Source organism: Pseudomonas sp. BN606, from assembly GCF_029873115.1.
In the GTDB taxonomy this organism is placed as follows: Bacteria; Pseudomonadota; Gammaproteobacteria; order Pseudomonadales; family Pseudomonadaceae; genus Metapseudomonas.
The window spans coordinates 77,831-95,716 of sequence record NZ_SSOF01000042.1; the positions used below are offsets into that span (position 1 = coordinate 77,831).

At 64.1% G+C, this 17,886-nt stretch carries 23 protein-coding genes; 12 read left to right on the forward strand and 11 right to left on the reverse strand.

Annotated features, from left to right (window positions below):
* Window positions 1-60: 60 nt before the first annotated feature.
* The 3 genes from E8E75_RS05775 to E8E75_RS05785 all read left to right on the forward strand — a co-directional run bounded on the left by E8E75_RS05775 (window position 61) and on the right by E8E75_RS05785 (window position 2,939).
* Entirely contained in the window at window positions 61-651 is a 591-nt protein-coding gene (locus E8E75_RS05775; protein WP_256660919.1) for a TetR/AcrR family transcriptional regulator, read from the forward strand.
* Between the two features lie 57 nt (window positions 652-708).
* Window positions 709-1,818: an NADH:flavin oxidoreductase gene (locus E8E75_RS05780; protein WP_120654665.1), complete on the forward strand. Its 1,110-nt coding sequence runs from the start codon at window positions 709-711 to the stop codon at window positions 1,816-1,818.
* A gap of 161 nt (window positions 1,819-1,979) precedes the next feature.
* Window positions 1,980-2,939, forward strand: coding sequence for a DegV family protein (locus E8E75_RS05785; protein ID WP_153918541.1), 960 nt, complete (start codon window positions 1,980-1,982; stop codon window positions 2,937-2,939).
* Here E8E75_RS05785 and E8E75_RS05790 read toward each other — a convergent pair.
* On the reverse strand, window positions 2,936-4,147 hold the full coding sequence (locus E8E75_RS05790; RefSeq protein WP_120654667.1) for a glycosyltransferase family 1 protein: 1,212 nt from the start codon (window positions 4,145-4,147) through the stop codon (window positions 2,936-2,938). The genes E8E75_RS05785 and E8E75_RS05790 overlap by 4 nt on opposite strands.
* A 144-nt stretch (window positions 4,148-4,291) precedes the next feature.
* Here E8E75_RS05790 and E8E75_RS05795 point away from each other — a divergent pair, with 144 nt between their 5' ends.
* The gene (locus E8E75_RS05795; RefSeq protein ID WP_153918543.1) at window positions 4,292-4,855 is read left to right on the forward strand and encodes a hypothetical protein; all 564 of its coding nucleotides are present in this window, start codon (window positions 4,292-4,294) and stop codon (window positions 4,853-4,855) included.
* Between the two features lie 64 nt (window positions 4,856-4,919).
* Here the strand turns inward: E8E75_RS05795 and cysZ are convergent, their stop codons facing one another.
* A complete protein-coding gene (gene cysZ, locus E8E75_RS05800) occupies window positions 4,920-5,687 on the reverse strand; it encodes a sulfate transporter CysZ (RefSeq protein ID WP_120654668.1) in 768 nt (255 codons plus the stop codon).
* A gap of 287 nt (window positions 5,688-5,974) precedes the next feature.
* Here cysZ and trxB point away from each other — a divergent pair, with 287 nt between their 5' ends.
* Window positions 5,975-6,922: a thioredoxin-disulfide reductase gene (gene trxB / locus E8E75_RS05805; protein WP_120654669.1), complete on the forward strand. Its 948-nt coding sequence runs from the start codon at window positions 5,975-5,977 to the stop codon at window positions 6,920-6,922.
* A gap of 295 nt (window positions 6,923-7,217) precedes the next feature.
* Here trxB and E8E75_RS05810 read toward each other — a convergent pair whose 3' ends face one another.
* The 7 genes from E8E75_RS05810 to E8E75_RS05840 form a co-directional block, all read right to left on the reverse strand.
* Entirely contained in the window at window positions 7,218-7,805 is a 588-nt protein-coding gene (locus E8E75_RS05810; RefSeq protein WP_120654670.1) for a putative glycolipid-binding domain-containing protein, read from the reverse strand.
* A 171-nt stretch (window positions 7,806-7,976) separates the two neighbouring features.
* Window positions 7,977-8,318, reverse strand: a complete 342-nt coding sequence (locus E8E75_RS05815; RefSeq protein WP_120654671.1) for a HopJ type III effector protein — start codon at window positions 8,316-8,318, stop codon at window positions 7,977-7,979.
* The gene (locus E8E75_RS05820; protein WP_120654672.1) at window positions 8,315-8,608 is read right to left on the reverse strand and encodes a DUF1244 domain-containing protein; all 294 of its coding nucleotides are present in this window, start codon (window positions 8,606-8,608) and stop codon (window positions 8,315-8,317) included. The genes E8E75_RS05815 and E8E75_RS05820 overlap by 4 nt, the downstream gene beginning before the upstream one ends.
* A gap of 87 nt (window positions 8,609-8,695) precedes the next feature.
* Window positions 8,696-9,067: a dihydroneopterin triphosphate 2'-epimerase gene (gene folX, locus E8E75_RS05825; RefSeq protein ID WP_120654673.1), complete on the reverse strand. Its 372-nt coding sequence runs from the start codon at window positions 9,065-9,067 to the stop codon at window positions 8,696-8,698.
* A 3-nt stretch (window positions 9,068-9,070) separates the two neighbouring features.
* Window positions 9,071-9,631 carry a GTP cyclohydrolase I FolE gene (gene folE / locus E8E75_RS05830; RefSeq protein WP_120654674.1) on the reverse strand — a complete coding sequence of 187 codons (561 nt, stop codon included), beginning with the start codon at window positions 9,629-9,631 and terminating at the stop codon, window positions 9,071-9,073.
* A gap of 20 nt (window positions 9,632-9,651) precedes the next feature.
* Window positions 9,652-10,362, reverse strand: coding sequence for a dihydromonapterin reductase (folM, locus tag E8E75_RS05835; RefSeq protein WP_153918545.1), 711 nt, complete (start codon window positions 10,360-10,362; stop codon window positions 9,652-9,654).
* 80 nt (window positions 10,363-10,442) lie between these two features.
* Window positions 10,443-11,012: an antibiotic biosynthesis monooxygenase gene (locus E8E75_RS05840; protein WP_120654676.1), complete on the reverse strand. Its 570-nt coding sequence runs from the start codon at window positions 11,010-11,012 to the stop codon at window positions 10,443-10,445.
* A gap of 233 nt (window positions 11,013-11,245) precedes the next feature.
* On the opposite strand from E8E75_RS05840, the gene E8E75_RS05845 reads away from it, so the two are divergent.
* Window positions 11,246-12,193: a MerR family transcriptional regulator gene (locus E8E75_RS05845; RefSeq protein WP_120654677.1), complete on the forward strand. Its 948-nt coding sequence runs from the start codon at window positions 11,246-11,248 to the stop codon at window positions 12,191-12,193.
* A 231-nt stretch (window positions 12,194-12,424) separates the two neighbouring features.
* Here E8E75_RS05845 and E8E75_RS05850 read toward each other — a convergent pair whose 3' ends face one another.
* The gene (locus E8E75_RS05850; protein ID WP_120654678.1) at window positions 12,425-12,871 is read right to left on the reverse strand and encodes a PAS domain-containing protein; all 447 of its coding nucleotides are present in this window, start codon (window positions 12,869-12,871) and stop codon (window positions 12,425-12,427) included.
* Between the two features lie 103 nt (window positions 12,872-12,974).
* On the opposite strand from E8E75_RS05850, the gene E8E75_RS05855 reads away from it, so the two are divergent.
* Together E8E75_RS05855 and E8E75_RS05860 are read left to right on the forward strand one after the other, a co-directional pair.
* A complete protein-coding gene (locus tag E8E75_RS05855) occupies window positions 12,975-13,424 on the forward strand; it encodes a flavodoxin (protein ID WP_120654679.1) in 450 nt (149 codons plus the stop codon).
* On the forward strand, window positions 13,424-13,882 hold the full coding sequence (locus E8E75_RS05860) for a cupin domain-containing protein (RefSeq protein WP_120654680.1): 459 nt from the start codon (window positions 13,424-13,426) through the stop codon (window positions 13,880-13,882). The genes E8E75_RS05855 and E8E75_RS05860 overlap by 1 nt, the downstream gene beginning before the upstream one ends.
* A gap of 155 nt (window positions 13,883-14,037) precedes the next feature.
* Here the strand turns inward: E8E75_RS05860 and E8E75_RS05865 are convergent, their stop codons facing one another.
* Entirely contained in the window at window positions 14,038-14,937 is a 900-nt protein-coding gene (locus E8E75_RS05865) for a LysR family transcriptional regulator (RefSeq protein WP_153918547.1), read from the reverse strand.
* A gap of 96 nt (window positions 14,938-15,033) precedes the next feature.
* Between E8E75_RS05865 and E8E75_RS05870 the strand changes: the two genes are divergently transcribed.
* The 4 genes from E8E75_RS05870 (at window position 15,034) to E8E75_RS05885 (ending at window position 17,847) form a co-directional block, all read left to right on the forward strand.
* On the forward strand, window positions 15,034-15,420 hold the full coding sequence (locus E8E75_RS05870; RefSeq protein ID WP_120654682.1) for a CidA/LrgA family protein: 387 nt from the start codon (window positions 15,034-15,036) through the stop codon (window positions 15,418-15,420).
* Window positions 15,410-16,096 carry an LrgB family protein gene (locus E8E75_RS05875; RefSeq protein WP_153918549.1) on the forward strand — a complete coding sequence of 229 codons (687 nt, stop codon included), beginning with the start codon at window positions 15,410-15,412 and terminating at the stop codon, window positions 16,094-16,096. Before E8E75_RS05870 ends, E8E75_RS05875 begins: the two co-directional genes overlap by 11 nt.
* 94 nt (window positions 16,097-16,190) lie before the next feature.
* Window positions 16,191-16,973: a class II aldolase/adducin family protein gene (locus tag E8E75_RS05880; protein WP_120654684.1), complete on the forward strand. Its 783-nt coding sequence runs from the start codon at window positions 16,191-16,193 to the stop codon at window positions 16,971-16,973.
* Window positions 16,963-17,847 carry an alpha/beta hydrolase gene (locus E8E75_RS05885; protein ID WP_153918551.1) on the forward strand — a complete coding sequence of 295 codons (885 nt, stop codon included), beginning with the start codon at window positions 16,963-16,965 and terminating at the stop codon, window positions 17,845-17,847. The genes E8E75_RS05880 and E8E75_RS05885 overlap by 11 nt, the downstream gene beginning before the upstream one ends.
* Window positions 17,848-17,886 lie beyond the last annotated feature (39 nt).

A 17,886-nucleotide genomic window follows, 5' to 3' on the forward strand; every position in this document is an offset into this window, starting at 1 on the left:
TCGATCAGCGTCGTCAATAGTGCTGGGCAAGGCGAGACGACCGGTCATATGCTCGCCGCCATGACCAGTATCCGACTCGACAAACGCGACCTCATTCTCGCCAAGGGCTCCCAGGTGATGACCCGCCGTGGCTACCACGGTACCGGCGTGCAGGAGATCGTCCAGGCCGCGGGCATTCCCAAGGGCTCCTTCTATCACTACTTCGCCAGCAAGGAAGACTTCGCCCTGCAGGCGCTGGAGTACCTCTACCTGCCGCGCCTGGATCGTTACGCACAGGCCCTGGGCAATTCGGCGCTGAGTCCGCGCCAGCGCATCCTCGGCTATTACCGCGAGCTGCTGGTGCACTTCTCCAGCCGCGAGAAACCGGAATACCACTGTTTCATCGGCAGTCTCGGCTTCGAGATGGCAGAACTCTCGCCCGCCATCGGCGAGCAGGTTGAACGCATCCTCCAGGGCTCGGTGGACATCCTCCAGGCCTGCCTGGAAGAGGCCGTGGCTGTGGGCGAGCTGTCCGCCGATGAGGACTGCGCCAACCTCGCGGCGTTCATCGCCAATGCCTGGCAGGGCGTGTTGACGCGCCTGAAGGTGGGCGGTGGCACCGTACCCATGAACGCATTCGTCGACCGTCTGGAGCTGCTGCTCCGGGCGTGATTTTTCAATGCCTTGAAACCGAGACGACCGGTCATATGGCCGGCCACAGGAGAACCCATGACCGCTCCCGTACAAGCCCTCTTCGAACCCTTCCGCCTCGGCGGCCTGGAACTGCCTACCCGCGTGGTGATGGCGCCCATGACTCGCTCTTTCTCGCCGGGCGGCGTGCCTAACGCCAAGGTGGTGGAGTACTACCGCCGCCGCGCCGCGGCCGGTGTCGGCCTGATCATCACCGAGGGCACCACCATCGGTCACAAGGCCTCCAACGGTTATCCCCATGTGCCGCGCTTCTTCGGTAACGACGCCCTGGCCGCCTGGAAGGAAGTGGTTGATGCCGTGCACGCCGAAGGCGGCCGCATCGTCCCGCAGCTCTGGCATGTGGGCAACGTACGTCGCCTGGGCACCGAACCGGACGCAAGCGTTCCCGGCTACGGCCCGACGGAAAAGGTGAAGGACGGCCAGGTGGTGGTTCATGGCATGACCAGGGACGACATCCAGGAAGTGGTTGCCGCTTACGCCCAGGCCGCGCGTGATGCCAAGGCCATCGGCATGGACGGCGTGGAAATCCATGGCGCCCACGGTTACCTGATCGACCAGTTCTTCTGGGAGGGCACCAACCAGCGCACTGACGAGTACGGCGGCAGCCTGGCCAACCGCTCGCGCTTCGCCATCGAAGTGATCCAGGCCATCCGCGCCGCCGTTGGCCCGGACTATCCAATCATCTTCCGCTACTCCCAATGGAAGCAGCAGGACTACACCGCGCGCCTGGTGCAGACCTCCGACGCCCTGGGTGAATTCCTCAAGCCGCTGTCCGATGCCGGTGTGGATATTTTCCACTGCTCGACCCGCCGCTTCTGGGAGCCGGAGTTCGAAGGCTCCGATCTCAACCTCGCCGGCTGGACCCGCCAGCTCACTGGAAAACCCACCATCACCGTCGGCAGCGTCGGGCTGGATGGCGAGTTCCTGCAGTTCATGGTCAAGACCGACAAGGTCGCCCAGCCCGCCAATATCGAAGGCCTGCTGGAGCGCCTGAACAAGGACGAGTTCGACCTGGTTGCCGTGGGCCGTGCCCTGCTGGTGGACCCGGACTGGGCTGTGAAGGTGCGCGAAGGCCGCATGCAGGACATCCTGCCGTTCAGCCGAGACGCACTGGCCAGCCTGGTGTAAGGCACTTGAGTGAAGAAGCCCCGCTAATGCGGGGCTTCTTATTTGTGGCCTTGACTCGAGTTCCCTCAAACCCTCTTTCAGTTGGGCTGACACCACATCCTCCTGCGGTCACTGTGCGCGCACCACAACAAGCGCCGGCACACCGGCCGAAGGAGTAACCCATGCGCATTGGACTGGTAGTGGATGCCACCTGCGACCTGCCCCAGGACTTCCTCGTCACGCACCATATCCCGGTGCTGCCCATCCGCATCCGGCTGGGGGAGCATTCCCTGGTGGATCGCCGCGTACCCCAGGCGACCCAAGCCTTCTACGGCGAATTGCTGCCCAAGGTCGGCCCGGCCGATCGCAGCGAGCCGCTGCAGGTGGTGGAAATGCAGGAGTGGTTCCTGGAAGAGCTTGTCACCCGCTTCGACCATGTGATCTGCCTGACGATTGCCTCCCAGCGCAGCCCGATCTTCGAGCACGCAACCCAGGCCTCCTTCGGTCTGCTCCAGCGCTATCGCGACCGTCGTTCGGCAGCTGGGGTGGCCGGGCATTTCGCGATGCGCGTGATGGATGGCGGCAACATCTTCGCCGGCACCGCAGTGCTGGCTGCCGAGGCAGCGAGGCTGATCGGTGATGGTGCCCACCCCAACGCCGTGCGTGCGCGGCTGGAACAGTTGGCAGGGCAGGTCTGTACCTTTCTCGTGCCGGACGATCTCGGCCATCTGCGCCAGCGAGGATTCCAGAAGGGCGAGCGCAGCGGGCTGCTCGACCGCCTGCGTGGCGCTGCACTGGGGCTGGGCTCGTTGCTGGATGTGAAACCGGTGATCAGCGTGCAGCAGGGTGAGGACAAACCCGTGTCGCTGGCCCCCAACTTCGACAAGGCGGCGGAGAAGCTTCTGGCCCATGCGTGCTTGCGGGTACTGGCAGGTGAGCTGCTAGCGCCCCAGCTGTGCATCAGTTATGCCGGGGAGCTGTCGCTGGTACGAGATCTGCCAGGCTTCGCCGAACTGGAAACGGCCTGTGTCGAGCGCGGGGTTGCATTGCACCTGGCGATGCTGAGCCCAACCGGGGCGATCAATCTGGGGCGTGGCGCTCTGAGTCTGGCCTACGCCGCGCCACCGGCGGCGTTTTCCTAGGCCTGCGGGGGCAGGCTACTACCAGCCGGGACTTCCAGCTCGGGGCGGCGGGCATGTGCCAGGTACTGCTCGAACTGCTGAACGATGGCTTCCCAGCCTTGGCGGCCGGCGTGCATGCGTGCGTTGAGGCGCACGCGACGCAGGCATTCCGGGTCTTCCAGCAACCAGGTGGCGGCCTCGATGAAACTGGTCGGCTCGTCCGGCAGCGCCAATGCGCCATTGTGCCCATGGCGAATGTGTTGGGCGGCCGCCGCCTGGTCGAATGCGACCACCGCCAGGCCGGAAGCCAGGGCTTCCAGCACCACATTGCCGAAGGTTTCCGACAGGCTCGGGAACAGGAACAGGTCGCCGGATGCATAGTGGCGGGCCAGCTCCTCGCCGCGTTGCACACCACAGAAGATGGCCTCCGGCAGGGCGCGTTGCAGTGCCAGGCGTTGCGGACCGTCGCCCACCACCACCAGTTTGAGGCGCAGCTGTGGATAACGTTGCTGCAGGCGCTGGAACGTTTCACCGAGCAGGCCGAGATTCTTCTCCGCTGCCAGGCGCCCAACGTGAATCACCGCGATTTCCTGTTCACCCACACCCCACTGCGCGCGCAGTTCGGGGCAGCGGCGGGCCGGGTTGAACAACTGGCCGTCTACGCCTCGCGAAAGCAGCTGCAGGCGCTCGAAGCCGCGCCGGGTGAGGTCCTGCAACTGGCTGACGCTGGGTACCAGGGTCAGTCGTGTGGCGTTGTGGAACCAGCGCAGGTAGTTGGTCAGCAAGCGGGTCAACAGGCCCGCGCCGTAATGACCGGTGTACTGCTGGAAGTTGGTGTGGAAGCCACTGACCACGGGAATCCCCAGGCGCCGTGCGGCGCGCAGGGCGGAGAAACCCAGCGGACCCTCGGTGGCGATATAGAGCACGTCCGGCTTGCGCTGGCGCCAGCGGCGCAACAACTTGTGCAGGCAGGACTGGCCCCATTGCAAGCCGGGGTAGCCCGGCAGCGGCCAGCCGCGGATCAGCATCAGATCATCGTCGCTCCGGCGGCCTTGGTCGCACGACTGGCGCGGACGCACCAGCTGCAGCCGATGGCCGGCGGCGCGCAGGCCATCACAGAGGCGGCCAAGGGTATTGGCCACGCCGTTGACTTCGGGCAGGAAGGTTTCGCTGATCAGCGAGATGTACAGGGGCGCTGTGGTCATGCAACCAGTGTCGACAAGGGCCATGTAGCCCGCGTGACAACCCTGTGACGCCTCTGTGACTACCGGCCGCTGGCGGCAAGAATTTGCCGTCCAAGGGCCTGGCTGTCCCGCTCAGGATATCCGCGAAGCTTTGATTTTCAACGCCTTGGCTCGAATGACGGAAATGGCATGGTACTTGAGTACCAACGCGCGGATCCCCTTAAAGGAGCGGCAAAGGTGTCAATCAACTCGATCGGCGGGGCTGGCGCGGGCAGCGCCTTGTCCGGCCTTGGATTCCGTAACAGCAAATCTTCAAAGGAGAGTGAGGATCCCTTTGGGATCAACACCAGGGAGGAGCCTCGACGCACTGCGTCTCCCGGCTCGGAGCGCGACTACCGGGCCTGGCAGGCAACCGAGGAGGGCTTTGCCCGAATGCGGGTGGAGCTGCAGAACTCCGCTGGGAAGTTGCAAATGAGCAACAAGGACCTGCCGGCCGACCTGGGGTTGGGTGGCAAGACTGCGGTGGAGAAATTCCAGGAGTACATGGACAAGTCACCGGCCGAGAAGATGCGCGATGCCATCCTCGCGGAGATGGGGCTGACCCAGGAAGAACTCGACGCCATGCCGCCGGAGCAGCAGGAGGCGGTGGAGAAGGAAATCGCCGAGCGCTTCCAGCAGAAGATGGAGATGCAGGCCAAGGAAGCGGAGGAGGAGCGACAAGCGAGGGAGAATCCGATCAATATTCAGGCATGATCAGCAGCGTGCGCATGGCAGGCCCCGATGTGACCGGGGCCCGCCGCTCGTGCGGCCGGACGGTTCAGCGAACCAACTGGCCGGATTGTTTCTGCAGGGCCAGGTCGCCCTGCTCGCGTACCCAGAACAGCGTGGCGCCGGCCACGGCAGCCGGCATCATCAGGATGTTCACGAAGGGAATCATCAGCGCCAGGTAGGTGATGCCGCCAAAACCCAGGCTCTGCCAGCGCTTCTCGCGCAGCCAGGCGAGCATCTCGTTCCAGCCCAGCTTGTGGTTGTCCGCCGGGTAGTCGATGTACTGCACCGCCATCATCCAGATACCGAAAACGATCCACAGCGGGGCGGCCAGCAGGTTCACCCCCGGAACGAAGGACAGGATCAGCAGGGCTCCGGCACGCGGGAGGAAGTAGGCCAGCTTGCGCAGCTCGCGGCCCACGGTGCGCGGGATCATCGCCATCAGCTCGGCCCAACTGAAGGCCGGGAAGTCGTCCTGGCCACGAACCACCACTTCCACCTTTTCCGCGAGGAAGCCGTTGAACGGCGCGGCGATGATGTTGGCCAGCATGGTGAAGCTGAAGAACACCATGACCAGCACCAGAAGCACGAAGAGGGGCCAGATCAGGTACTGGAGGAAGCTCAGCCAGTCTGGAAGGCTGGGCATGAAGGCATCGACCCAGCCGCTGAATTCCCCTATCGCGAAGCCGATCAAGGCAGCGAACAGCAGCAGATTCACGGTCAGCGGCAGCAGGACGAACAGGCGCAGTCCGGGGCTCAGGACCAGCTTCAGTCCTTCGCCCAGGTATTGCGGCCCGGATAGTGCGGGTGCAGGCATGGTGGTTCCCCAAGGTTGCAAACGCGCCGACCTTAACGGCTTTGCCGGCGCCGTGGAAAGCCTGGAAAAGGCTCGGAACAAATTTGATCGCGGTTGCGCCAATAGGTGCGTCCTATGGCCGGGATTGAGAGCGGGTATTTCCGCTATCGAAGGGGCCTTAGTAACCTTGCGCCCATTCCTGGCCGATCGTTGACGGCCAGACCTGGTTCAACGGGGCCACTGCATTCAAAGCCTTCCCCAAGTGCCGCAGTGGCCCCTTTTTATGCCCAGCAGGGCGGGAGTCAGTCATGTCCGAAGTACGCCATTCGCGGGTCATCATCCTCGGGTCCGGTCCTGCCGGTTACTCCGCGGCTGTCTACGCCGCCCGTGCCAATCTCAAGCCGCTGCTGATCACCGGCATGCAGGCGGGCGGGCAACTGACCACCACCACAGAGGTCGACAACTGGCCTGGCGACCCCCATGGCCTGACCGGCCCGGCGCTGATGCAGCGCATGCAGGAACATGCCGAGCGTTTCGAGACCGAGATCGTCTTCGACCACATCAACGCTGTGGACCTGGCCGGCAAGCCCTTCACCCTGGTTGGGGATAGCGGCACGTACACCTGCGACGCGCTGATCATCGCCACCGGTGCCAGTGCCCGTTACCTGGGTCTGCCTTCGGAGCAAGCGTTCATGGGTAAGGGCGTGTCCGCCTGCGCCACCTGCGACGGTTTCTTCTACCGCAACCGCGAAGTGGCGGTGGTGGGCGGCGGGAACACAGCTGTGGAAGAGGCGCTGTACCTGGCCAACATCGCCAGCAAGGTGACCCTGGTGCATCGCCGCGAGACCTTCCGTGCCGAGAAGATTCTCCAGGACAAGCTGAAAGCGCGCATCGCCGAAGGCAAGATCGAGCTCAGGCTGAATGCCGAAGTGGACGAAGTGCTGGGCGACGACATGGGCGTCACCGGCGTGCGCCTCAAGCGCAACGATGGCGGCACTGACGAGCTGAAGGTAGACGGATTGTTCGTCGCCATCGGCCATACCCCGAACACCTCGCTGTTCGAAGGCCAATTGGCGCTCAAGGACGGCTATCTGGTGGTCAATGGCGGTCGTGACGGAAACGCCACCGCCACTAGTATCCCCGGTGTGTTCGCCGCTGGCGACGTGGCCGACCACGTCTATCGCCAGGCCATCACCTCGGCCGGCGCGGGCTGCATGGCCGCCCTGGACGTCGAGCGCTACCTCGACGCGCACTAAGTTTCAGCCTGATGAGGAAAAGCCCCGCCAATGCGGGGCTTTTCTTTTGTGTCAGGCCAACTTTTCTTTCACGGTGTCAAGCTGCAGATGAGCTTCAGGATGGTTTGGGCCTGGCCAGTGTGAGTCACCCCTCGCCCTTTGGGAGAGGAGCGGGGGGAGAGGGAAGCGTCAGGTCGGCTGGGTGTCCAGCGTGGCAGCCCTTCGGCCTACCTGGCGAATGAATTCGCCCCTACGGAGAAGCGCGCAACCCTGACCCGGATCTGCCTTGCAGGGGCGGGCACCGCTCCGCTACGGATCAAACCCAGGTATTCAGCGACAGGGTCCGCGCGCTCATGCGCTGGTACAGGCCCTGGGCTTCCAGCAGCAGGGATTGCCGGTCCACGGTCAATTCGATCGCCTTGCGGCCTTCCGCCTCGCAGCGATACAGGCTTTGCTGGGGTTGCTGGCGAAGGCAGTGGTAGCGCATGCGGCGGGCTTCCACGCGCATGCTCGACAGGTCGATGTAGGCAACGTGCAATTGTTCGCTCTGACCCGTTCCCAGGTCGCAGCGATGCAGCGCCGGCGTGTGGGTGAAGGGTGTGCCGGAGAGCATCACCAGCTGGCATTGGTCGAGGTCGCGGCGGTGCTGGCCATCGAGCATCCAGCGGCCGCGGATGTCACGGCTCAGGCGCAGGCTGCGAGATCCCAGGTTCTCCACCTTCAGCCAGAGATGGCGAAAGCGCCAGCGCGGGTCGCTGTCCAGCACATAGGCGGCGGCGATGCTTTGGCCATTGCGGTTCTGGATCAGGTGGCTGCTGGCATGGATACCGGTTTCATCCGTGGACAGGCGCAGGCTTTCCACGCCGGGCGTCGTCAGGGGCTTCCATACGAGGGATTGCTGCATCCGTGCGCTCCGGCAGAGAGAGTGGTGCTGTTCCTGTGGGGATTCCGGTAGCTCCACAGCTATCTGATGAGAATCCTACGCGTTTGAGTGGCGAATTGATGTCAGCCATTGCTGACAGAGAACGGAAGCTAAAGCGTAAGAAAGCCGCCCCGGAAGGGGCGGCGGGGGGAGTCAGGCCTTGCGTTGCAGCGACTGGCGCTCGAAGCGCACACCCGCCAGGCCGGTATTCATCAAAGCGCGGATATTGCCGTGGTCAGTGCCTTCCGGGGTGGCCAGCACTGCGCGGTAGTGCTCGCCGAAAGCCAGCAGGGTTTCTTCCAGGCTGAAACCTTCCAGCAGCGCAAGGCCAAGGGTCTTGCAGGAGCCTTCGTTCTGGCCGGAGGCGTTTTCCACCGCGCCGTTGGTGAAGGCGCTCTGCTGGTAGTCGTAACCATCGGCGATGAACGCCAGGGTGTCGGCGAAGACGTGCTGGTCGCTATGCAGGCGGGCGCGGAAGTCGTTCAAATTGGTCATTCTTTGTTCGCTTTGTTGAAGGCCGTTTGCTGCTCGGCGCTGGCTTCTTTCTGGTACTTGGCTTTCCAGTCGGCGTAGGGCATGCCGTAGATCTCTTCGCGTGCCTGGTCCGGAGTGACCTCCAGGCCCAGATCGTCGGCGGCGGCCTTGTACCACTTCGACAGGCAGTTGCGACAGAAGCCGGCGAGGTTCATCAGGTCGATGTTCTGTACATCGGGGCGGCTACGCAGGTGTTGCACCAGACTGCGGAAGGCGGCGGCCTCAAGTTCAAGGCGTTCTTGCTCGGTCATGGCAGGATTCTCCTGGGGCTTTCGGGAGGGAGTGGCCGGCATGATAAGAGCCCTCCGTGGCACCGGCAAACAGGTCCGATCAAAGACTCATCTATGGCTGGACAGGGTGATCGATACCGACTCGGCGAAGCGCAACGCATGGGGCTTATCCACCTCCACCTCGGCATAGCGCACGCTCGGGTTGGCCATCACCAGGTCGAGGATTTCCTGGGTCAGGCGCTCCAGCAAGGCGAAGCGGTTTTCCTCGACGTGGCGGATGATCGCCTTGGTAATGGTGCGGTAGTTCAGCGCGTGGTCGATGTCGTTGTCGCGCACTGCCTCGGCAGCCGGGTAGAGGATGGTGAGATTGATCAGCACATCCTGCTTGTTGAGGATTTCCTCCTCCTTGATTCCGATGAAGGTGCGCAGGCGCAGGTCCTTGACGCGAATTCGCGCCATTCCGGGCTCCAGTCTCGGCATTCTCTAGTTGCTCCGTCCGATCAGTTTCAGGAATTCGTGGCGGGTATTCTGGGACTCCCTGAAGGCGCCCAGCATCACTGAGGTGCTCATCACCGAGTTCTGCTTTTCCACGCCGCGCATCATCATGCACATGTGCTGGGCTTCGATCACCACCGCGACGCCGGCGGCACCGGTCACCTGCTGCACCGCTTCGGCGATCTGGCGGGTGAGGTTCTCCTGGATCTGCAGCCTGCGCGCGAACATGTCGACGATGCGCGCGACCTTCGACAGCCCCAGCACCTTGCCGGTGGGAATGTACGCCACATGGGCCTTGCCGATGAAGGGCAGCAGGTGGTGTTCGCAGAGGGAATAAAGCTCGATGTCCTTGACCGTCACCATCTCGTCGTTGTTCGAGGCGAAGAGGGCACCGTTGACGATTTCGTCCAGGCTCTGTTCATAGCCGTGACACAGGTAGCGCATGGCCTTGGCCGCGCGCTTGGGCGTATCGCGCAGGCCTTCACGGTCCGGGTCTTCGCCCAGGCCAAGCAGGATTTCCCGATAGTGCCGGTTCAGTTCATCGCTCATGGTGGCAGTCCTTGTGGCGCCTACTTGAGGTGGCGGCCGCCGTTCAGGGTCAGGGTCGTTCCGGTGACGTAGGAGTTGTCCAGGAGGTAACGCAGGCCCTGGTAGACGACCTGCGGGCCGGGCTCGATGCCCAGCGCCGACTTGGCCAGGGTCTTCTTGCGGTAAGCGTCATCGTCATCGGCATTGAACATCACCAGTGCTGGAGCAATGCCGTTGACCTTGATGTGCGGGGCAAAGCGCGCGGCGAAGGACAGTGTCAGATTGTCCAGCCCGGCCTTGCTGGCGCAGTAGGCGATACGCTTTTCGCTGCCACGGCGCGCCACGTCGTCACTGAGGTGGATGATGTCGGCCGGGCTGCTGCGGCGCAGCAGCTCCTCGCACTGCAGGTTGATCAGGTAGGGCGCCAGCATGTGCACGCTGAACATCCGCTGGAAGGCCTCGGCCTCATGGCCGGGCGCTTCCGTGAGCCACTCCGAGGCGTTGTGGATGATGGCGCGCAGGCTGTTGGTGCAGGCTTTGAGCGAGTCGATGAAGGCAAGGATCCCGACTTCGCTGGCGAAGTCCGCCTGCAGCGTCACGGCACCGCGTTGGCGCAGGTGCCGGACGCCGTCACGTTCGGTGCGGTAGCTGATGATCACCGGCTGGCCGTCGTCCAGCAGGCGCTCGGCGCAGTAGAGGCCAATGCGCTGGCTGGCGCCGGTGATCAGGATGGGGGCGGTGGGGCGGCTCATTGACGCCTCGAAATCTGAGGACTATGGCCGGCCACGTTATACCAGGGGTGGGGCTTGTACAAATTTCCAGAAGAGCGGGCTCAGCGTGGTTGCACCGCCGCCGCACCGCGTGCCATGGATTCCCGACCGCCTTGCAGCCACGGGGCCAGCAGGCGGGTGGAGAGCGGGATGAACCAATAAGTCATGAGTGGCGTCAGCGCCAGGGTGCTGATCAGGATCCGCAGGGCCAGCGGCAGGTCACCCAGCGCGCCTTCGAACAGCAGGTTGAAGGCCAGGGATACCGGGAAGAAGGCCAGCCAGATGGCCACGCTCTGCTTCCAGCGGGGCGGGCGCTGTTCGGCCTTGCCGAACCAGGCATCCAGGCCCAGGGCGCGATGTTCTTGGGGTTGCTCGAACAAGCCGGTGCCGCGTTCCAGCCAGGCGCGACGCGAAGCGGAGTGCTCCCAGGCGGTCATGGTCGGCTCGTCGGTGAAGCGGAAGATCATCTGGAATTCGTCGTCATCCGGCGGCGGCGCCAGTACGCCCGAACCGAGATAGCCGGGAAAGTCGGCGGCCAGTTGCTCGCCTTCGCGCAGCCAGGCCATGAAGTCGTGGTAGCGCTCGCGGGCGACGCGGCGGGCCACCATCAGGGTGACGGGATCGGCAGACATCGTGTATCTCCTTGCAACCGGGTGCCCGCCCGGGTAGGGCTGTGGCACATCACGCAGCGCCGGGGTGGTGGGCTGCGCAAAAAAAGAGGCAAGGATTATTCCGTTTTTTCAACAAAGCGCCAGCGTGAAGGATGACTGGCGGGTCGTAGCGCGCTTTCCGTGGCCTGCGGCCAATTGGAATCCCCGCCGCAAGGTTTAAACTGCGTCAATCTTTCCCCTGACGATTGCCTGCCATGACCGAATCCGGTGCATCCCTCGCATCCCGCGCCCTGAAACAGGAAGAACTCTTCCCGATTCGGGAAGTTTCGCGCCTGACGGGCGTTAACCCGGTCACCCTGCGGGCCTGGGAACGGCGCTACGGGCTGATCCAGCCGACGCGCACCGACAGCGGTCACCGCCTCTATTCAATGGCGGATGTCGAGGCGGTGCGCAGCATCCTCGCCTGGATCGAGCGCGGCGTCTCGGTGAGCAAGGTGGGCAAGCTGCTGGCCCGTAGCCACGCGGCGAAGGTGCCGGTGGCGCCGGTTCACCACGAAGCGGCCGCAGGGGAGTGGAGCGAGCGGCGCGCCCAGGTGCACAAGGCCTTGTCCACCCTGGACGAGGCGGAGCTGGAACGGGTCTACGGCCAGGTGTTCTCCACCTATCCCCTGCATGTGGCCTTCGCCGATGTGCTGATGCCGGTCTGGCAGGCACTGTTGCTGCGCCAGGATGAGTTCGGCCGTGGCAGCGAGTGGGTCTTTTTCGACAGCTTTCTCCGCGCCCGCGTCCTGCAGCGTCTGCAACTGGCCCGCAGTGGCCAACAGCAGCGCGTGCTGCTGGCGCCGTTGCCAGGGCAGGGGCGTGAACTGGAGCTGCTGGTGGCCGGCCTGTTGCTTGGCAGCAGCGAGGTGGCCGTCAGCGTGCTTGGCCTGGGCCAGCCGCTGGCCGAGCTGGAGATGGTTTGCGGCAAGCTGCAGCCCCAGGCCATGGTGCTGTTCTCCAACCAGCCGCCGGACGATGACCTTGGCCAGCAACTCACCCGGCTGGCCCAGGGCCTGGACTGTCCTCTGGCCCTGGCCGGCGATACCTCCGACCTGATGAGCGAGGAGCTCGACGGCACGCCCGTCGCCTGCCTCGGCAGCGAGGGACGACTGATGCAGCGGCGCCTGCGGCAGTTCCTTTCCGGTCACCTGGATACCTGAAGCTGCTTTCGCCCGTCTTTCGCCGAATTCATCGAGGCTAAGGCTGCTGGCCGGCTAGCGGCCCGACACGCTGCGCTTCAAGCGACCGTTCGGCAGGAAGAGTCCAGCAACCCCTTGCTGGCGTGCTGATCAAATTCTATACAATAACTTGTACATAAATTTGTTTTGTACAGATTTTGTCTGCGCTACCGGTGGCCGATTTGTTCACCCTTCTTGGGCTACCGGTTTTTTTCAGCCTTTCAAGGCCGCCAGCTCGGCCTTGAGGCTGGCCAACTCCGCTTCCAGTTCACGCACCCGCTGACGAGCTTCCACCTGTTCGGTGACGTCTTTCTGGATGCCGATGAAGTAGGTGAGTTGGTCGGACTCGTTCAGAACCGGGGTAATCGACAGCTCGTTCCAGAAGGGACTGCCGTCCTTGCGGTAGTTACGTAGGATCTGCCGGCTCGGCTGGCCATTGCGGATCGCCTGGCGAATGGCGGCCAGGCCCAGCTGGTTGCGGTCCTTGCCCTGGAGGAAACGACAGTCCTGATAAAGGATTTCGTCGCGGGAGTAACCGGTCAGGCGTTCGAAGGCGGCATTGGCATAAATCAGGATATTGTCTTCGCCTTCCTGCTCGGCGACCACGATGCCATCGTTGGAGGCGTCTATTACCAGTTGCAGCAGCTTGGCATTGATCATTTTTTCGGCTCGTTCGACCTGACCGGAAGCAGTCTAAGGCATCCTGCGCCCGCTGCCAGTTGCGGCATAATGCGCGGCATTTCGCCCCAGACTCGGAGTACCCATGAAAGTCGCCATCCTGTCCGGCTCGGTCTACGGCACCGCCGAAGAAGTCGCCCGTCACGCAGAAAAGCTGTTCAAGGCCGCCGGCCTCGACGCTCACTACTTGCCGCGGGTGAGCCTGGACGACCTGATCGCCTTCGACCCCGAGGCGCTGCTTACTGTGACCGCCACCACGGGCATGGGCGAACTGCCGGACAACTTGCTGCCCCTCTACGCCGAGCTGCGCGACCGCCTGCCCAACTGGCGTGGCCGCGCTGGCGCCATCCTCGCCCTGGGCGATTCCAGCTACGACCTGTTCTGCGGCGGCGGCGAGATGATGCGCGAACTCTATGCCGAACTGGGCCTGCGTGAAGTGGTGGAGATGCAGCGCCTGGATGCCAGCGAAACCGTCACGCCGGAACTGGATGCCGAGCCCTGGCTGAACAGTGTCGTCGTTGCGCTGAAAGCCTGATGCATCCGCGCGCTGAACAGCTGATCCGCGAACTGCAACTGCTGCCGCACCCGGAGGGAGGTTTCTACCGCCGGGTGTTCGAGTCGGCCATCACCCTGCCAGGTGGCCGAGCGGCATCGTCAGCCATTTTCTTCCTGTTGCCGCAGGGCGGCGTGAGCCGCTGGCACCGGGTGGATGCCGACGAGATCTGGCACTTCTATGAAGGCGAACCGCTGGAACTGCTGGTTGCCGATTCTCCGGAAGAGGTTCGCCGGGAAATCCTCGGCCCGGTCGCGGAGGGCAGCCTGCCCCAGCGTTCCGTACCCGCCCACGCCTGGCAGGCCGCCCGCGCCCTCGGCGCCTATACCCTGGTGGGCTGCAATGTGGCGCCAGGCTTCGAGTTCGCCGGCTTCCGCCTGCTGGCAGACGATCCGCAGGCGCAGCAGGACTGGCCGTTGCTGGATCGCGAACTGCTCTGAACCTGCCTTGCTTGTGCTGTGGAAGATTCCCTGTCAGTCAGCCGCAGCGTACCCGCAGGTTGGTCCGAGCCCACGAGGCCCAACGCGGCAAGGCACAGGAGCCGCAGCGTTGGGTTTCGCTGCGCTCTACGCCAACCTACGAAAAACTCCGCGCCCTATAAGGTTTCGTCTCGCCCCAGCGGCGAATATTCCCGCAACAGCTCCAGCCACGCCTGTGCGGCCCGTGACAGGTAGGCGCCGCGTCGCCAGACGAAGGCGATGTCCCAGCGCAGGTCCGGTTCGCGCAGCGGAACCAGGCGCAGGCCAGGACGTTGCAGCGGGCGGGCGACGATGCGCGGAAGCAGCACCACACCCTGACCAGCAGCCACCAGCGCGGCGAGGAAATCTGCCTGGCCACTTCGGCCCACTTCGCGCGGAGTGAAGCCGGCCTGGCGGCAGGCCAGCAGCAATCGGTCATTGAGGGTGAAGCTCTGCTGGTAGAGCAGGAACGGCGAGTCGGCCAATTGCGCAAGGGCAAGGCTTGTCTCGCCTACCAGCGGATGGCTCTCGGGTACGAGGACATCCAGTGGTTCGTTGCAGAAGGGCTGGTACTCCAGCACCGGATCGCTGGGCGTCAGGCTGCCAGCCAGTTCGAGTTCCCCCTGCAGCAGCGCCTCTTCCATCAGCTTGCTGCCGCCTTCCTGCAAGCGCACCACGATGTTCGGGTAGCGCCGTCGGTATTCGGCGAACAATTCGGCGAACAGCACTTCACCGCCCAGCAGCGGCAACCCCAGGCGCAGTTCACCCCGTCGCAGGTGGCTGAGGTCATCCAGCTCGCTATGCAGGTCCTGGCGCTGGCGCAGCATGTCTTCGGCGTGGCGCAGCACCACGGCTCCGGCGTCGGTCAGGCGCAGATGCGGGCCACTTCGCTCCAGCAACTGTACGCCCAGCCGCTGTTCAAGCTGGGCCACCTGTTTGCTGACGGTGGATTGGGTGGCATGCAGGGTTTTGCCGGCCTGGGTGAAGCCGCCCTGACGGACGACCTCTACGAAGCTGCGTAACTGGCGGAATTCCATGGCTATTCCAATATCGAATGGCTGCAAGTCGAATAATTCGCTTTTGGGATGATAGGCGCGGACCTAAGCTGGCCACCAGTACCGAGGGTCACCGCCATGAACCGTTCCCGCCTGCTCCATATCACTCGCCTCGCCGCCGAACTCGTCGTTCTCCTGGGTCTCTACGCCCTGGGCGGCAAACTGGCGACGGTGCTGGGTTGGCCGATTCCCGGTGGCGTGATCGGCCTCGGCCTGCTGTTGTCGGCCTTTGCCACCGGCTGGGTAAAGCCCGCGGCGCTGCAACTGGGTGCCGGACTGCTGATGGCCGAGATGCTGCTGTTCTTCATTCCGGCCCTGATGAGCCTGCTGGACTACGGAGCGCTGCTGCGCGCGGACGGACTGCGCATACTTCTGGTGATCGGCGCCAGCACCCTGCTGGTCATGCTGGCCACCGCGCTGACGGTTGAATTCGTTTGCCGCTGGAGGGTGCGCCATGAACATTGAGCCCATGTCCTGGTTCTGGCTGGCGCTGACGCTCATCGGCTACCTGGCCAGCCGCTGGATGTACCGGCGCACCGGCCGCTACCTGCTGTCGCCGCTGATCTTCGTGCCCGCGCTGCTGCTCGTCGTGGCCGTTCCGCTACACACCGCCTACGCCGAGTACGCCGGGGCAACCCACTGGCTGATGTTGCTGCTGGGCCCGGCTACCGTGGCCTTCGCCGTGCCCATCTGGCAACAGCGCACCTTGCTTGCCCGTCATTGGGCGGCGCTGCTTCTGGGCATGCTGGCCGGGAGCGCGGTCGCTATTGCCAGCTCCTGGTGGCTGGCCAATGCCCTGGCGTTGGAGTTCGAGGTGAGCCTGTCGCTGGTGCCGCGTTCCATCACCACGCCCTTCGCCATGCCGGTGGCCCAGGACCTGGGCGGCGTGCCCGAGCTGACGGCGGTCTTCGTCATGCTCACCGGGGTATTCGGCGCGCTCGCCGGCAGCCTGCTGATCCGCTGGCTGCCCCTGCGCAGTGCGCTGGCCCGCGGTGCGTTGTTCGGCGTTGGCGCTCACGGCGCGGGCGTCAGCCGGGCCCAGGAAGTGGGCCGCGAAGAGGGCACCGTGGCCGGTCTTGTGATGGTCCTTATGGGCCTGCTCAATCTGTTCGCCGCGCCATTGGTGGCATCGCTGATCTGACTCGCAAGGCCATTAAGCTGGCTGCCAAGGCGACTATCGCCGCGGCAGCCCATGGCTAGACTCCTGGCACACATAACAACAACGAGGTTTCGCCATGACAGCCGCCCAAGCTCTCCCGTCACTCAACCTCAAGGACCAGGTGTCCGCAGCCGAATGGCAGACCCGTGTCGATCTGGCCGCCTGCTACCGCCTGATCGCCCTGTACGGCTGGGACGACCTGATCTTCACCCACATCTCCGCCAAGGTTCCCGGCACCGAGGATTTCCTGATCAACCCCTACGGGCTGATGTTCCATGAGATCACCGCGTCCAGCCTGGTGAAGATCGACCTGGCCGGCAACAAGCTGATGGACAGCCCCTACGACATCAATCCGGCCGGCTACACCATCCACAGCGCGGTGCACGAAGTACGCCCGGATGTGGGCTGCGTGCTGCACATCCATACCGCCGCTGGTATCGCCGTGTCGGCGCAGAAGCAGGGTCTGCTGCCGCTGTCTCAGCAATCGCTGTTCGTCCTCGCCAGCCTCGCCTACCACGGCTACGAAGGCGTCGCACTGAACCACGATGAGAAAGCCCGCCTGCAGGCCGACCTCGGTCAGGCCAACTTCATGATCCTGCCCAACCACGGCCTGCTCACCGCCTTTGGCAGCATCGCCGACGCCTTCCTCGGCATGTTCACCCTGCAGCGCGCCTGCGAAATCCAGGTGATGGCCCAGTCCGGTGGTGGTGAGCTCATCCATATCCCGCAGCAGATTCTCGACGGCGCCAGTGCAATGATCGCCGGGGTGATGAAAAGCTCCACCGGCATGGGCGGTGCCTTGCCCTGGCCAGCCCTGCTGCGCAAGCTCGATCAGCAGTTCCCCGGTTATGCCCAGTAAAGGCCTGTCCGGCATTTGCCTGGGCGACTGGCGCGCCCAGGCGAGGGACATGGACTTCCGGGGCCAGCGCATTCGCTACTGGACGGCAGGGGAGGGCGAGCCGCTGTTGCTGATACACGGCTTTCCCACCGCCTCCTGGGATTGGCACTACCTCTGGGCGCCGCTGGCCAGGCGCTTTCGCGTCATCGCCTGCGACATGCTCGGCTTCGGTTATTCGGCCAAGCCCCGCGGCCATGACTACCGCCTGTTGGAGCAGGCGGACCTCAAGCAGGCGCTGCTCGCCCATCTGGACGTAACCGGGCCAGTGCATCTGCTCGCTCATGACTACGGCGACAGCGTCGCCCAGGAGCTGCTGGCGCGGCACCACGAAGGGCGTTTCAACCTGGCCAGCTGCGTCTTCCTCAATGGCGGCCTGTTTCCGGAAACCCACCGGCCGGTGCTGGTGCAGAAACTGCTGCTGAGCCCCATCGGTGGGCTGGTCGGGCGGTTGTTCTCCCGCCGCAAGCTGGCCGCCAGCTTCGCCCAGGTGTTCGGGCCATACACCCAACCCAGTGAAGCGGAGCTGGATGATTTCTGGCGACTTATCGCCGAGCAGGATGGCCCAGCGGTCATGCACCGGCTGATCCACTACATCCCTGAGCGTCGCCAACAGCGTGACCGCTGGGTGGCGGCCATGCAGAAGGGCGGTGTGCCGCTGCAGGTGATCGATGGTGCGGTGGACCCCATCTCCGGTGCGCACATGGTCGCGCGTTATCGGGAGCTGATTCCGGACGCCAATACCGTGTTGCTCGAAGGTATTGGCCACTATCCACAGACAGAGGCGCCGGAACAGGTGCTGGAGCACTTCCTGGCGTTTCATGATCGAGGCCGATAGCGGCATTTCCCACAGACGAATCGGACTTGCTCGCCTCCA

What these genes read in the sequence shown, in the direction of transcription:
- E8E75_RS05775 (WP_256660919.1), top strand. Translation starts at nt 61, where the DNA reads ATGACCAGTATCCGACTCGACAAACGCGACCTCATTCTCGCCAAGGGC.
- E8E75_RS05780 (WP_120654665.1), top strand. Translation starts at nt 709, where the DNA reads ATGACCGCTCCCGTACAAGCCCTCTTCGAACCCTTCCGCCTCGGCGGC.
- E8E75_RS05785 (WP_153918541.1), top strand. Translation starts at nt 1,980, where the DNA reads ATGCGCATTGGACTGGTAGTGGATGCCACCTGCGACCTGCCCCAGGAC.
- E8E75_RS05790 (WP_120654667.1), bottom strand. Translation starts at nt 4,147, where the DNA reads ATGGCCCTTGTCGACACTGGTTGCATGACCACAGCGCCCCTGTACATC.
- E8E75_RS05795 (WP_153918543.1), top strand. Translation starts at nt 4,292, where the DNA reads ATGGTACTTGAGTACCAACGCGCGGATCCCCTTAAAGGAGCGGCAAAG.
- cysZ (WP_120654668.1), bottom strand. Translation starts at nt 5,687, where the DNA reads ATGCCTGCACCCGCACTATCCGGGCCGCAATACCTGGGCGAAGGACTG.
- trxB (WP_120654669.1), top strand. Translation starts at nt 5,975, where the DNA reads ATGTCCGAAGTACGCCATTCGCGGGTCATCATCCTCGGGTCCGGTCCT.
- E8E75_RS05810 (WP_120654670.1), bottom strand. Translation starts at nt 7,805, where the DNA reads ATGCAGCAATCCCTCGTATGGAAGCCCCTGACGACGCCCGGCGTGGAA.
- E8E75_RS05815 (WP_120654671.1), bottom strand. Translation starts at nt 8,318, where the DNA reads ATGACCAATTTGAACGACTTCCGCGCCCGCCTGCATAGCGACCAGCAC.
- E8E75_RS05820 (WP_120654672.1), bottom strand. Translation starts at nt 8,608, where the DNA reads ATGACCGAGCAAGAACGCCTTGAACTTGAGGCCGCCGCCTTCCGCAGT.
- folX (WP_120654673.1), bottom strand. Translation starts at nt 9,067, where the DNA reads ATGCCGAGACTGGAGCCCGGAATGGCGCGAATTCGCGTCAAGGACCTG.
- folE (WP_120654674.1), bottom strand. Translation starts at nt 9,631, where the DNA reads ATGAGCGATGAACTGAACCGGCACTATCGGGAAATCCTGCTTGGCCTG.
- folM (WP_153918545.1), bottom strand. Translation starts at nt 10,362, where the DNA reads ATGAGCCGCCCCACCGCCCCCATCCTGATCACCGGCGCCAGCCAGCGC.
- E8E75_RS05840 (WP_120654676.1), bottom strand. Translation starts at nt 11,012, where the DNA reads ATGTCTGCCGATCCCGTCACCCTGATGGTGGCCCGCCGCGTCGCCCGC.
- E8E75_RS05845 (WP_120654677.1), top strand. Translation starts at nt 11,246, where the DNA reads ATGACCGAATCCGGTGCATCCCTCGCATCCCGCGCCCTGAAACAGGAA.
- E8E75_RS05850 (WP_120654678.1), bottom strand. Translation starts at nt 12,871, where the DNA reads ATGATCAATGCCAAGCTGCTGCAACTGGTAATAGACGCCTCCAACGAT.
- E8E75_RS05855 (WP_120654679.1), top strand. Translation starts at nt 12,975, where the DNA reads ATGAAAGTCGCCATCCTGTCCGGCTCGGTCTACGGCACCGCCGAAGAA.
- E8E75_RS05860 (WP_120654680.1), top strand. Translation starts at nt 13,424, where the DNA reads ATGCATCCGCGCGCTGAACAGCTGATCCGCGAACTGCAACTGCTGCCG.
- E8E75_RS05865 (WP_153918547.1), bottom strand. Translation starts at nt 14,937, where the DNA reads ATGGAATTCCGCCAGTTACGCAGCTTCGTAGAGGTCGTCCGTCAGGGC.
- E8E75_RS05870 (WP_120654682.1), top strand. Translation starts at nt 15,034, where the DNA reads ATGAACCGTTCCCGCCTGCTCCATATCACTCGCCTCGCCGCCGAACTC.
- E8E75_RS05875 (WP_153918549.1), top strand. Translation starts at nt 15,410, where the DNA reads ATGAACATTGAGCCCATGTCCTGGTTCTGGCTGGCGCTGACGCTCATC.
- E8E75_RS05880 (WP_120654684.1), top strand. Translation starts at nt 16,191, where the DNA reads ATGACAGCCGCCCAAGCTCTCCCGTCACTCAACCTCAAGGACCAGGTG.
- E8E75_RS05885 (WP_153918551.1), top strand. Translation starts at nt 16,963, where the DNA reads ATGCCCAGTAAAGGCCTGTCCGGCATTTGCCTGGGCGACTGGCGCGCC.